This window comes from Micromonospora sp. SH-82 (assembly GCF_051132485.1).
Classification (GTDB): Bacteria; Actinomycetota; Actinomycetes; order Mycobacteriales; family Micromonosporaceae; genus Micromonospora.
The window spans coordinates 5,857,546-5,870,185 of record NZ_CP148049.1; the positions used below are offsets into that span (position 1 = coordinate 5,857,546).

Consider the following 12,640-nt stretch of genomic DNA (forward strand, 5'->3'; position numbering starts at 1 on the left):
ACTACCGTCATCACTGTGGGCTACCGCTGCGACGACCGGCCCGCGGAGGCGGGACGGTTCCGGGCACCGGTACGGCGCTGCTGGTCGACCGACGGCCCTCGGACGAGGTCCTACCCTCCACCGACGTGCCGCCGCTGGGCACCTGACGGGAAGCGGGAGACAGGTCACGGTCGGACCGACCGGCGACCGGCGACTGGAGCTGGGCTACGGCACTGGTGGCCACCGGTGCCGGGGTCACCGGCCGCAGTTCGGTGCCGTCCCGCGACTGGCTCGCCTCCAGTTGTGGGGCCTGCCCTGTGGATCCCCAGTGCCGTCGGGCATTGACCGCCGCGGTGGCGAGGGCGAACGCCGCTGCGGCCCCGGTCAGCCAGGCCGCGCTCCGCACCGAGTCGCCGCCCGCGGTGACGTGGACACGATCCGGGTTGTTCTCGTCGACCGACCCCCAGGTCTTGCCCACGGATCCCAGGAACGTGCCGAGCGTCGCCATGGCGGTCCCGGTGGCGACGTAGGCGGTCTTGGGCCCCCCCTCCTGAATTCGCTTCCATGCCATCGAGCCCATGTCGTGCCCGAGCTGGACGGTGTTACCAGCGATGATCAACCTGGAGTTCCCCGTCACCCGGCCGGCCGTGTTGAGCCATTCGCCGACCTTGTAGAACAGGAACTTCCGCGCCTCAGGTGTCTTCGCGCACGTCCTCGCCGCCTGCCACACCCGGCTCGGGAACCCGGGGCCGCCATCGGCTGTGGTGTTCGGCATCCGCTCCCTGAGGTGCAGGGCGAAGGCAGCGGTGTGGACGCCGGCCGCGACCGAACCACTGCTGTACACCTTGCTCAGCTTGTCGAGTTCGAGCTGGATGGTGGCCGGGTCGGGGTTGTCGGTCCTGATCGCGGAGACGGTGTCCTTGAGCGGCCAGAGCGGAGTCAGGTAGGCAGCGGCACTCACCGTTCCCGTGGCGAGCTTTCCCCACTCGACCGGTTCGTTCCTCCGATAGCGTTTCCACTGCTCGACCGCCGGAGGAATGATCTCGTTCTTCGCGTCGGTGGCGACGACGATCGCCGCCCCGATCAACAGCTTCGTCTTCGTGTCCGACAGCCCGAGTCCCAGATCCTTACGGGCATCGGTCTCCAGTACCAGTCCTCCCATGTAGAGGAGCCAACTGTTGACGTCGGCCTCCTTGCACACCCTGCCGAGTTCACCGGCGAATGCCCTCACCGGCGCCCAGTACGACTCACCGCGCCCGGCCTCCGCCTGATCCGTCCGGCGCGCCTCCTCCAGTGCACGGTCGTCGACCGACGCCCGTCCGCTGCCGATACCGGCCTCACTGACGGTGTCCGACCCCGTCCGGCCCCGGAGGTCCTCCACCGACGCCCCCCGGCCGCTCTGCCGGTCGTCGGTGGAAGGACCGCCGGGGGTGGGTGTGGATCCACGGCTGACACGGCGTGAGGAGTGGGGTCGGTCGTCGTGGTCGTCGTCGCTGGGCATGTCGTCCTCCTGCCGCCTCGGGAGGGCACGCCCGGTGGTGGGGCGGTCCCTCCTCGGCGTCTGCGCGGGATCGGGTAGGTCCTACCCGTCGGGTTCGATGGCGGCCCGAGCCGGATCGGCAGCGCTGACTACCCGGCGGGCGTCACGGTGGGGACCGCGACACCCGCTTTACGCTGGGCGTACGCCCGAGGTTCAGCAGAATTTGAAAACAGTTCATTAACTGGGACGGCGCAGGATACGACCCGACCCGCCCCCGTCGAGACAACGACGGTGAGGGTTCGGTACCGCGCCAGCCGACTCAACGACCGAACGACGGCGACGGAGATCTCCCGGGCTGGGAGGACGGTGCGGTGTACGAGCCGTACTGGGCGCCGCCGTACTGGGCACCGCCGGAGTGCGACGACGAAGCCACCTGCGCGGCCATCGCGTAGACGCCACCCGCCTGGTTGCCCGCCGTCTCGATCGCCCTGTCCACCGCCCTGTTGTACGACGCTCGGGCAGAATCCACCTGTTCATCCGCCCTGAAGTACAACGAGTTCTTGCTCGCTGTCCCTTTCTGGACGGCGACCTCGAACTGGTGTGAGATCTCGTTCCCGAGCCTGCCGTACCTACCAGCTCTGAACTTCTTTAGATATTCCTCGCCGTCACCGGTGAGGAAGTGGACGTGAGCAGCTGAGTCAGTCGGGCTGAGCGGATCCCGGCCGACCAAGTGACCGGGGTTGCGGTAGTGCCCGAGATCTGACGACATACTGCTTGGAACCATGGCGACGAGCGCATTTCTGGCCGCACTTCGACGGTCCTCGGACGGGTCCGCAGCCCCGACCATCAGGTCCTGGTGGCGGCCGTGGACTCGCTTCTGTTGCATGAGGTGCACGGCGGCCGACTGGACGGCTGGATCCTGCTGCACGGCCGACTGCTGTTGCTCCGACAGCTGCTCGAACCGGTCCATCACCTTGTAGTCGGTCAGGAAGGTGTTCGGATCGGTCTGCGCGACCGTATCCCTATCGATGTTGTTGATCGCAGCTTCGACAGCCTTCCCCAGAGCCACCTGTGCCCTGAAGTTCGAAATTCCACGGGTGCCGGGAGGCCCCAGCTCCCGCCTCGCGTCGAGCGCCGCCAGGACCGGCTGTTCCGGCGCCAGGATCGCGCCTTGTTCATCGGGCGACAGCCCACGGACCTTCTTGGCGACCTCCGCCGACGAATAGTTCACCAGGTCCCAGAGGTCCCCTCGCGATGGCATCTGATCTTCCTCTCATCCTCGTGGGGGCCGGGCGTGGCGGCCGACCGTCAGCTCACCAGTGGGTCGGGGTGCCCGGTGGGACGGCGGGCATCCGGGGGCGGGGCGGCGTTCCGACGGTGAGCTTGGCGGAGGCCCGTTCGGTGATCGCCGCGACCTCCTGCTTGGCCTGCGCCGAGATCCGGGCGGCGTCCGGCTCCTTGAACCACGGCCGCAACTTGATCATCGCCGGGCGGATACCGGTGGCCAGCAGGAGCGCCGTCCCCTTCGGCATGGCCCGGATCCGGTCCGGGGGCAGGACGTTCTCCTGCCGGTACGACGTCGACCGGGACGACCCGTCCTTGCTGCGGGAGACGCTGATCGTGCTGACATCGTGCTGGCCGATCAGCTTGGAGACCTTCTCCACGAAGTCGGCGTCGTCGAGGCCCGCACCGAGCAGCTTGATGGTCGCCGCACCCCACATCGCGTCCATCCCGGCCTCTCCCCAGACCCGGGAACCCTGCTTGTAGCTCTGCAACAGGGTGACCACGTTGATCCCCCGGGAGCCCAGGTGGGAGTAGAGGTCGGGCAGGTCGGAGATCCGGCAGACGTTCGCCGCCTCGTCCAGCACCGCTGTCATCGGCGGGTCGAGCCGCCCACCCATCCGCTCGGCGGCCATGACACCGGCCCGCATCGTCGAGTCGGCCAGCCCGGCGATCACCCCGGCGGCGGAGCCACCGCCGTCCTTGGAGAGCAGGTAGAGGGTGTCCCGACCGAGGACGTGCTGGTCGGGGCGGAACTGGGGCAGGTACGGGTCCTGGGTGACCCAGGCCAGGATCTCCGGGTCCAGCAGACAGGCCACACACTGCCGGGCGGTCTCGTAGATGCCGTCCCGGGTCTCCACCGCCCCGCGTACGGTGCCCTGCAACTGCTCGGCCATCGCGTGCAGCTGGGCGTCGCGCAGCAGGTCGACGGGGGTACGGTCGGCCGGGTCGGCAAGCCACCCGAGCAGGTCGGAGACGGACGCCTGCCCCCGGGAGGCGGCCAGGAAGAGCGCGGTCAGGGTGTTCTGGGCGGCCGAGATCCAGAAGTCCTTCTTCGTGGTGTCGTCGTTGACCGAGGCCACGAAGTGCCCGGCGAGCCGACGGGCCCCCTCGATCGTGGAGCAGTCCGCGAGCATGTCCCACCACATCTCGCGGGGGGCGTGGGCGATGCCCTGCGGGTCGAACGTCCAGACCCGACCGATCTGCTCGCGCTCGGCACGGGTGACCGCGTACACGTCGGACTTGTTGGAGGTGAGCAGGACCGCCCCACGAGCCCGCAGGACCCGGGGGATCGCGATCCCCGTGGACTTGCCGGCCCGGGGTGCCATCAGGTCGAGTTCCACGTCCTCGAAGGAGGAGCGCAGTTCCGGGCCGTGCGGTTCCAGGTCACCGAGGAGGTTGCCGGTCTCGTCCGGGGCGAGGTCCTTCATCCCGGCCAGCGAGGGACGCAGCTCCCGGGCCCGCTTGGCGATCCCGGCGGGGGCGAGGGCCCGCAGATCGCGGGCCTTGGCGAGGCCCTCGTTGCGCTTGCGCAGGCCGAGGAGCTTCATTCCGGCCAACACGATCAGGGCGGTGAGGACGACCCCGAACAGGGCCATGCCGAAGTAGACCCCGAACGGGGACGACCCGGGCCACAGGGTGTCCGTCTCGCCCCGGATCAGCCTCCAGTACGACAGGAGGCTCCACTTCGGCGGATGCCAACCGTGCCCGGTGATCATCGCCCCGAAGGTTCCGCCCAGCCAGGCCATCGTGAAGAGCACCGCGTTGGCGAGGACCACCAGGGCGATGGCCCAGAAGACCATGTCCGACCCGCGGGGCCGGCCACCCATGGAGCTCACCTGCCCCACCCTTGGTCGTCACGGGCGGGGGCGCCGAACCCGGACGGGGTGACCAGGTCGCCCCGCTCGGCCTCCGCCTCGAAGGCCGCCTGCCGGGCCGCCGCCTGCTTCTCGGCGTACCCGTTCTGCACCCAGCGGAGGTTGGTGTCGTGGAGGTGGCGTTCGGTGTCGGTGATGGAGACCCGGATCGGGATCCCGGGTCGACCACCCACCTTGATCAGGAATCGGCCCCGTCCGGGTGGCTCCTCGTTGCTGCCGACGCTCGCCCACCCGGGCGGGGAGGACCAGGAGGAGACCAGATCGATCTCCCGCTTGGACAGACCGATCACCCGCCCCAGGTCCTTCATCTCGGCCTGCGGGAGTCCGGCGCAGGCCACGATCCCGGCCCGCTCGACGAAACCACGTGCCTTGGCCCGGTCGGAGTCCGACCCCAGCGCCTCGGCGTCCTTCAGGGTGTGGGTGATCTTCGCGTCGCCCAGACCGAGCGACCTGTTGAGTCGGGTCAGGGCGTCGATCCGGTCGACGATGCCCGAGGCGGCCCGCAGTGGTCGCCACAACTCGTCCAGGATGGTGAAGTACCAGCGCCGGGGAGCCAACCCGGCGTCGGCCAGGGCGTGCGAGGCGGCCACCGTGCCCAGGCCGTCGGACCAGGCGGCGAGCATCGCCGCCGCGGTGAGCTGGGTGTCGGACTCGCCGATCCGGGAGATGTCGATGCAGACGGCCGGGGCCGCCGGGTCGATCCGGGTGGAGGTGGCGGACCCGAAGGTGTCGCCCAGGGTGCCGTCCAGGATGCCCAGCAACGAGCGGTGCAGTGGGTCCACCGCGTCGCGGTACCGGCCTTCCTGTCCCCGGTCCAGGGTCACCGCCCGGACCCGGTCGGGTCCCTCCTGCAGGACCCGGAGCAGGTCGGGCAGGAGCGGGGCCTTGCCCTTCGGGGTGTTCTCCCGCAGGTGCCGCAGACAGGCCGAGAGGACCGCCTGTTCGTGGTCGTCCAGTGCCCGGCCACGGACGATGGTCAGCAGGGCCGCCACCATGTTCAGCACCCGGCCGTGGGTCTCGGCCTCCAGCGACTGGCCGGCCTGCCCGCCGATCCGCTCGGCGGCGATCCCCATCGCCCCCGGGTCGAGGACGTTGATGCCGCCCACCCCACGGCCGATCTGGATGACCTGGCCCCCGAGGGCCCTGACCGTGTCGGCGTAGTCGGGCTTGAGGTCGCCGAGGACCAGCGGGACCACCCCGGTCGCGGCCAGGCCGACGGCCATCCGGTTGATCAGGGTGGACTTGCCCAGACCCGGCATGCCGAGCATGAACAGGGAGGGGTTGGAGATGTACTTGGCCCGGGTGAACCAGGAGATCGGGTCCCCGCAGACAGTCGCTCCGGTGAAGAGGTGCTGACCCAGCGGTACGCCGGACATCGGCGCCCCGGAGCCGGCGGAGAACGGCCAGAGCCCGCAGGCCTGCACCGTCGTCGCCCGCCACATGGTGGGGGCGTCGAGGTAACCGACCTTGCCACCGCCGGGACCGTCCCAACCCCGGTTCGACATCGGGGTCGTCCGGGCCGGGCGACGGGGCTTGGTGTTCTTCGGCGGCTTCGGCGCCTCGTCGTCCGGATCGCCGATCACCCCACTGAGGGCGGTCCTCCTGCCGGAGGATCCGGCCGGCCAGCCCGCACCGATGTCGAAGGGCCCGGTGCCGGCGGAGGAACTGTTCCTGGCGGTCACATCGCCTCCTGGAGTTCGTGCGGCAACATGGTGTGTTCCCAGGGCAGGATCCCGGTGGGCAGGGTGCAGCTGAAGGCCGCCGCCTGCATCCGGTTGGCCGGACGCATCGCGATGCGGGTGGCCCCGGTCATGTTCCGGACCAGCACCGCGGCGTCGTCGAGCTGGGACTTGGTGTCGACGGTGACGGTGAGCATGAGCGAGAACTCCACCAGCCCCGCCCCGGTGGCCTCCTCGGAGGCCGCCTGCTCGGCCGCGCGGACCTCGGCGGCGGCGCGGGCCTGGATCATGCCCCGGCCGGAGGTGGCCATGAACTGGGCGGTACGCCGGTCGGACTCGACGATCCGGGCGGAGGTGGCCGGGTCGATCGGCCGGTAGAGCAGGGCCACCCGCTTGCGACGGGTGCCCGGGGAGGCGTCGAGCATGGTCCGCAGCACACTGGAACGCACGGTCCCCCGGGGCGCGAGGGTCAGCAGCCACGTCCGGGAGACCCCGGAGTCGTGCTGGTAGGAGTCGACTGTCTCCACTGCGGCGACCGGCCCGGAGTCAGCCCACTCCAGCCCCGTGCTGCCGTGCTCGGCCCGGACGCTGAGCACCTCGGCGGCGCACTCCGGGTCGTAGGCGACCCGGACGACCTCGGCGATCTCCTCGGAGGTGAGCGGCTCGGCCATGCCCCCACCCGCGCTGATCAGACCGGTCAGCAGGGTCGGCACCCGGATGGCCAGGTCGGCCACCACGTCCTCCGGGTCACGGCGGGGTCCGCCGACCGGCGCGTAGGTCAGGGTGATGTACGAGTTCATGTCCGACGACGCCGAGGGGTAGTCGTCAACGACCTCCTCCATGACGGCCCGGGCGGCCGGCGGCGCCCCCTCGTCGAGTCGGGTCAGCACCTCGGTCGCCAGTCGGGTGCCCGGGTCGGGGGCGGTCTCGACCACCACCGAGGCCCCGCGCAGTCCCGGCTCGTGGGCGAGGCGCGACAGCCACTCCCCCCAGAGCGCCACCCAGGTGTCGACCTGGTCCGGGTCGACCAGGGACCCGCCGTCGGGCTCGCACCGCAGCACGATGGTGTAAAGGTGCCGGTTCTTGTGGTGCAGCACCCCGAACGGCCTGTCGTAGGCGTCGCGGCCCTCCCGGGCCACCACCCCGCTGAGCAGACCGGGCGGCTGGAACCGGCCCTCGGGACGGGCCGACAGCGGTCCGGAGACGTAGAGGTGCTCCTTGCGGGCCTTGCGCCGGGACCAGCCGAAGTAGAGCGCGACGATCTGGTAGAGGTTGCGCCCGTCCTGGGTACGGACGGCCAGCGGTCCCAGCGCCAACACCATCGGGGTGGCGAGGATGAGGGAGGCCTTGATCGAGGCCAGTGACGCCAGCAGGACCACCACCAGACCGCCGAACACCCCGACCGTGCCGACCAGTCCGAACGGTCCCAGCCCGGCCCGGCGGGGCCGGCGCCAGTTGCCGTACGTGGGCTCGATGGCGGCTTCTGTCGACATTGCCTGTCCCTTCCTGTCGCCGGACCGGAGGGCGGCCGGTGGATTCCGGCCGACCCTGGGTCCGCTCCGTCACTGCTCTCCGGGCCGGCCGTGCGTCCGGCCCGGGTCGTACGTCCCGCCTGGTGTCACAGGTCGGGGTTCGTGCCGCCGCCCTCGATCGAGCGACCTGCGGCCCGGGAGGCACCCCCGGCAAGGGCCGTTCCCACGGCGATCGCCGCGCCGACCGGCCCGGCGGCCCGAGCAGCCATACTGGCGGCTCCACCACCGCCGCCGCCACCTGCGCCGGCACCGACGGGGACGCGTCCACCACCGCTCGACTGAGCGGGGGCACTGCGCCCGCCGCTGCCACCCGAGCCACCGACTTTGACCGTTGTACTACCCCCGCCGTCCCGGGAACCGGAGGGGCGACCCCCGCCACCTCCACCGGACCGACTGCCACCGCCACCGCCGGCGCTCAACGCGCCGGTGGAGACCTTCCGGGCTCCGGTGGCCACCGAGTTGCCGGCTGCGGTGGTCGCGTTGCCGGCCGGGTTGCCACCGCCCATCGCCGCCGTGGCGGGCACGATGAGCTTGAGCAGAGCGGGTAGGGCGATCGCCGACAGCAGGAGCATCCCGGCACCGGCGAGACGGTTGTGGATACCCGCGCCGCCGCCACCGGCCCGGTTCCCCTCGGCGATCATCGTCGCGCCGGCGTACATGATCAGGCCGACGGCGGGCTTGTAGATCAGCCAGGCGACCGACCAGGCGACGTGCTTGCGCCACCACGCGGCGCCCCAGTTCGTCATCGACGCGGCGGCGGCCAGCGGGAGGGTGCCGAGCAGGATCATCATGACGCCGAGCCGGATGTACATCATGAGGATCTGGACGATCCCCGAGATCAACAACAGGAACGCGAGGATCAGCAGGAGGAAACCCTCCACCCCGACCCCGCCGTTGATACAGGCCACGTCCGTGACGAGGTCGAGAGCGGCCATCCCCATCAGGTGGTCTGCGAAGTCGTCGGAGAGACCGGCGACCCGGGTCGCGATCCAGGTGCCGGCACCGGCGACCAGGATGACCCGCAGGAAGCCCATCAGGGCCGTCTTGCCGGCCTCACCCCGCCGATCCATCGCCATCCGGGTCGCGGCGAAGAGGATGGATCCAACCGCCAGATAGACGATCACCCACTCTATCTGGTCACTTATTCGCTCGGGGACGGCCATCGAGCCGCCGTTGCCCTCACCCAGCGTGGGAACCGTGTCCATCATCTCGGCGAACACCGAGATCGCTGCGGAGAGAATGAGGTTGGCGATGATGTCGACGAAGGCTCCGACAGGATTGCTGATCATGTCGAAGAAGCCTTCGAAGAAGTCGCCGAGCGGGTTGTCGGATCCGGAACTGCACATTGGTCACTCCCTCCAGAGGGTGAAACCGGCGCTGCCGGTGACCGATCCCAACGATTCGTGCGTGTAGCCGATCTTGGTCAGGACGAGCTTCCAGTCCCCGCCGTCCCACCGCAGCTCGACCTGGCTCACCGCGTACCCCGTACCGCCCCGGATGAGGAGGTGGACCACAGCGGCGTCGGGTGAGTACCTGTCGACGGCGAATCCCGCGTAGGTGCCGCCGCCCCGGCGGGTCGTCTCGCTCGGGTACCGCTCCCGACGGGTCGTCATGATGTCCCGGCTCCGGCCGGCCAGCACCTGCTGGTCCGCCACCGCCTGCCACTCCGGGCCAGTGACCGTCAGCGGGATGATGTTCGCCGCCAGGACCGCTCCGATCGGGGTCCGGGAGAAGCACCGCATCAGCTCGCCCGTCACCTGGGTCGGCCCCTGGGAGGGGGAGACCGGAATCCGGTACCCCACGCCGACGGTCCGCCAGGTCAGGTCGTCCGGCTGGGTCGCCCGACCGGACTCCACAGTCGGTCCGGGCGGACACTCCGGCACCGGCTGGACGTTGTCCGCCCCGGCCTGGGGAGCGACCGCCGGCTCGTCCCCGGAACGACCCAACCAGACCACACCGGCGAGCAGCATCGTCCCGGCGAGGAAAGCAGCCGACAGGATCCACGTTCGCTCGCTGTAGAACGGTTGTTCCGGACGGCTCGGCCGACGGTCGCTCCGACTCATCCCTCGCCGCCCCCACTGCCGAAGAAGAAGGTCACCAGCGGGCCGGCGGTGGCGACCAGGATGCAGCCGCAGAGCACCAGGCCGAGCCGGGACAGGTGCTCCGAGCTCTCACCCCGCTTCATGGAGACGGCCATCATGGTGCCGGTGATCAGCACCCCGGCCACTCCGGCCGCGGTTCCCGCCCAGGCGAGCAGACCCAGCAGGTCGGTCACCAGGCCGCTGAGCTGGCCCGGAGGGGCCTTGTCGCCGACGGACGGCACCGTGACGGCGGGCAGCTTGGACAGCTGGGGAGTCAGAGCACTCATGAACTGCATCAACACGGTTTATCTCCTATGGACGGGCACCTGGTCGGTGCGACGACCCGTACGGGTCAGAGGGGGGTGGGAGCTGCTTTCCTGACAGTCCCGGGAACGGGGCGGGACTGGTCAGAGGCCGAGGTCGCCGAACCAGGTGACGAGCGGGCCGGCGGAGGCGCCGATCAGGCAGGCGAAGAAGATCATCGCAACCGACCGGAAGTACTCGGAGTTCTCCGCCGCCGTACCACGGTTGAGCTGAATCGCCATTTGCATCCCGGTGATGATGAGCCCGCCCACCGCGGCGGCCGTCATGCACCAGGCGAGCAGGCCGAGAATGTCCGCCGCCCCGCTGGCTTCCGGGTCAAAATCGGACGCCTGGATGCGTGTGGCGTCGAGACCGGACACCACCAGATGGCCCAGTAGCTGTTCGTGCCAGACGGTCACGACCGCCTCCCTTTTTCGTCCAGGTGAACACCGGCCGCGGTGGCCAGCTTCAGCAGAGCCTTCGGCAGCTTGGGGGGTCGCTGACCCAGCCGCCAGGCGGGAATCCACGGCACCCGGTGGACCGGGGCGACCGACCGCAACACCCGGATCCGGCGGGACAGGGCCATCGGGAGCCGCTCCGGGGCGTCGGCCAGCAGGACCAGCCCGGTGAGCCGCATCCCGGCCGGGTGTCGCCCCTCCCGCAGCGCGTTGAGCGCCCGCGACATCGCCCGCATCCCCTCGGCGTTGGTCCGGGCGACCAGCATCACCGTCCCGGGCTCGCCCAGCTCCTCGTCCGGCCACCGGCAGCCGAGATCGGTGCCCCCCAGCAACTGGGTGAGGGTCGTCGCGCCGGCACCACCGTGGGCGCCGATCCAGCCGATTCCCTCGTCGGACAGAGCACGCCGCGACGATGCGGCGGAACCGTACGGCTGTGGCACGGACACCCGTCCCGGTGGCACGCGCGATGCCGAGTCGGCTGTGGCCGTTGGCACCATGCCTCCCACCTCCTCCATGCGTCTCCAATCGGATTCGTCGACGACCCGATTTGAACCGACCGGGGTCGGGCCCCGTTGGTACGGCGGTCAGGCCGTCGACGGACGCAACTACGGGAAGCCACGGCCCCCGGTTCAAGACGAGTTCGAGAAATTCTTCGGCGACGGCACGGTTACAGGAGGCGATGTGAGCGAGCAGTCCATGACGAGCCGCGTCGTGGTCATCGGCGGCCTGGCCGTAGCTGCGGCGATGGTCTTCCTTCCGGTGCCGTTGATCATCGGCGGGGTCTTCATCATCCTCATCGGCCTGCTGTATCTCCTGCTCCTGCCCGTCATCCTGCTCATGGTCCTGGTCTGGGCGATCTTCGGCGGTGGGCCGGAGGACCCCAACCAGGCGGCCAAGGACGCGATGGCCGCCGGTGAGACCGACGGGACGTCGTCGTTGTCCACGGCCTGGGTGCCGACCGCCCTGGTGAGCACCATCGAGGACGCCGGAGACATCTGTACCTCGATCGGGGCGGTCGTCATCGCCTCGCAGATCCAGGTGGCCTCCACCTGGGACAACACCAAAGTCGGCCCGAACGGGGAGAAGGGCATCTCCCAGCTTCCGCCGGACGTCTTCGACGAGTACGGCGAGGACGTCAACGACAACGACAAGACCAGCGCCACCGACCCCAAAGACTCGATCATGGCGCAGGGCGAGTACATGTGTGACCTGGCCGAGGAGGCTCAGGGCCTCCTCGACGGCGGCCAGGCGATCGGCTCGGTGCTCGACCTGACCCTGGCCGCGTACTACGGGGGGATGGACGCGGTACGGGAGGCCGGCGGCGTACCGGACGACAACGGGACCAAGGCGTACATCTACCGGGTTCGAGGGCACTTCGGCCAGTTCATGGGGGTCCTGGGTGAGCCGCACGAGTCTCCGACGGTCATCGGGTGGGACCCCGAGGAGGACGAGAAGTCCGACTCGGACGACGACAGCAGCGGCAGCAGTACCGACGACGGCGGGCAGCTCGCCGAACAGCAGTTCAGCGTGAGGGACCCGGACTCCGGCGGGTCCTCCAGCTCAGGCCAGACCGGTGAGGTCCTGAGCCTGGTGAACGAGGAACGGGCCAAGGCCGGGTGCGACCCGGTCCGGACGAACAGTCGGCTGACCACCGCCGCCCAGCGACACAGCGAGGACCAGGCCGACCACCAGAACATGTCGCACACCGGCAGCGACGGCAGCAGCCTCACGCAACGACTCGAACGGGTCGACTACCAGTGGAGCGCCGCGTCGGAGAACGTCGCCATCAACCGCCCGTCTGCGCCGGCGGTCATGGATGCCTGGATGAACAGCACCGGCCACCGGAACAACATCCTCAACTGTGCCGTCACCGAGCTCGGGGTCGGCATGGCCACCAACGCCAGCGGCACCTACTGGACCCAGGTCTTCGGCGCGCCGAGATGAGCATGACCGAGCCGTGCCGGACCAGC

Annotated in this window: 11 protein-coding genes; 1 reads left to right on the plus strand and 10 read right to left on the minus strand. The window is 70.0% G+C overall.

The window, feature by feature from the left end:
• Positions 1-10 precede the first annotated feature (10 nt).
• The 10 genes from WHN02_RS25685 to WHN02_RS25730 all read right to left on the minus strand — a co-directional run bounded on the left by WHN02_RS25685 (position 11) and on the right by WHN02_RS25730 (position 11,002).
• Complete coding sequence (locus tag WHN02_RS25685) at positions 11-1,480, minus strand: hypothetical protein (RefSeq protein WP_434741216.1); 1,470 nt, start codon at positions 1,478-1,480, stop codon at positions 11-13.
• A gap of 298 nt (positions 1,481-1,778) precedes the next feature.
• Complete coding sequence (locus WHN02_RS25690) at positions 1,779-2,690, minus strand: hypothetical protein (RefSeq protein WP_434741217.1); 912 nt, start codon at positions 2,688-2,690, stop codon at positions 1,779-1,781.
• Between the two features lie 82 nt (positions 2,691-2,772).
• Positions 2,773-4,569, minus strand: coding sequence for a TraM recognition domain-containing protein (locus tag WHN02_RS25695; RefSeq protein WP_434744071.1), 1,797 nt, complete (start codon positions 4,567-4,569; stop codon positions 2,773-2,775).
• A 5-nt stretch (positions 4,570-4,574) separates the two neighbouring features.
• A complete protein-coding gene (locus WHN02_RS25700) occupies positions 4,575-6,299 on the minus strand; it encodes an ATP/GTP-binding protein (protein ID WP_434741218.1) in 1,725 nt (574 codons plus the stop codon).
• The gene (locus tag WHN02_RS25705; RefSeq protein WP_350897633.1) at positions 6,296-7,789 is read right to left on the minus strand and encodes an SCO6880 family protein; all 1,494 of its coding nucleotides are present in this window, start codon (positions 7,787-7,789) and stop codon (positions 6,296-6,298) included. Before WHN02_RS25705 ends, WHN02_RS25700 begins: the two co-directional genes overlap by 4 nt.
• Before the next feature lie 125 nt (positions 7,790-7,914).
• Complete coding sequence (locus WHN02_RS25710; protein ID WP_434741219.1) at positions 7,915-9,174, minus strand: hypothetical protein; 1,260 nt, start codon at positions 9,172-9,174, stop codon at positions 7,915-7,917.
• Positions 9,175-9,177: 3 nt separating this feature from the next.
• Complete coding sequence (locus WHN02_RS25715) at positions 9,178-9,891, minus strand: hypothetical protein (protein WP_434741220.1); 714 nt, start codon at positions 9,889-9,891, stop codon at positions 9,178-9,180.
• Entirely contained in the window at positions 9,888-10,205 is a 318-nt protein-coding gene (locus WHN02_RS25720; RefSeq protein WP_434744072.1) for a hypothetical protein, read from the minus strand. Before WHN02_RS25720 ends, WHN02_RS25715 begins: the two co-directional genes overlap by 4 nt.
• 111 nt (positions 10,206-10,316) lie before the next feature.
• Complete coding sequence (locus tag WHN02_RS25725; RefSeq protein WP_434741221.1) at positions 10,317-10,631, minus strand: hypothetical protein; 315 nt, start codon at positions 10,629-10,631, stop codon at positions 10,317-10,319.
• Positions 10,628-11,002, minus strand: coding sequence for a hypothetical protein (locus WHN02_RS25730; protein ID WP_434741222.1), 375 nt, complete (start codon positions 11,000-11,002; stop codon positions 10,628-10,630). The genes WHN02_RS25725 and WHN02_RS25730 overlap by 4 nt, the downstream gene beginning before the upstream one ends.
• 349 nt (positions 11,003-11,351) lie before the next feature.
• Here WHN02_RS25730 and WHN02_RS25735 point away from each other — a divergent pair, with 349 nt between their 5' ends.
• A complete protein-coding gene (locus WHN02_RS25735) occupies positions 11,352-12,614 on the plus strand; it encodes a CAP domain-containing protein (protein WP_434741223.1) in 1,263 nt (420 codons plus the stop codon).
• Positions 12,615-12,640 lie beyond the last annotated feature (26 nt).

Coding starts and splice junctions, on each gene's coding strand:
- WHN02_RS25685 (WP_434741216.1), bottom strand. CDS start 1,480: ATGCCCAGCGACGACGACCACGACGACCGACCCCACTCCTCACGCCGT.
- WHN02_RS25695 (WP_434744071.1), bottom strand. CDS start 4,569: ATGGGTGGCCGGCCCCGCGGGTCGGACATGGTCTTCTGGGCCATCGCC.
- WHN02_RS25705 (WP_350897633.1), bottom strand. CDS start 7,789: ATGTCGACAGAAGCCGCCATCGAGCCCACGTACGGCAACTGGCGCCGG.
- WHN02_RS25710 (WP_434741219.1), bottom strand. CDS start 9,174: ATGTGCAGTTCCGGATCCGACAACCCGCTCGGCGACTTCTTCGAAGGC.
- WHN02_RS25715 (WP_434741220.1), bottom strand. CDS start 9,891: ATGAGTCGGAGCGACCGTCGGCCGAGCCGTCCGGAACAACCGTTCTAC.
- WHN02_RS25720 (WP_434744072.1), bottom strand. CDS start 10,205: ATGCAGTTCATGAGTGCTCTGACTCCCCAGCTGTCCAAGCTGCCCGCC.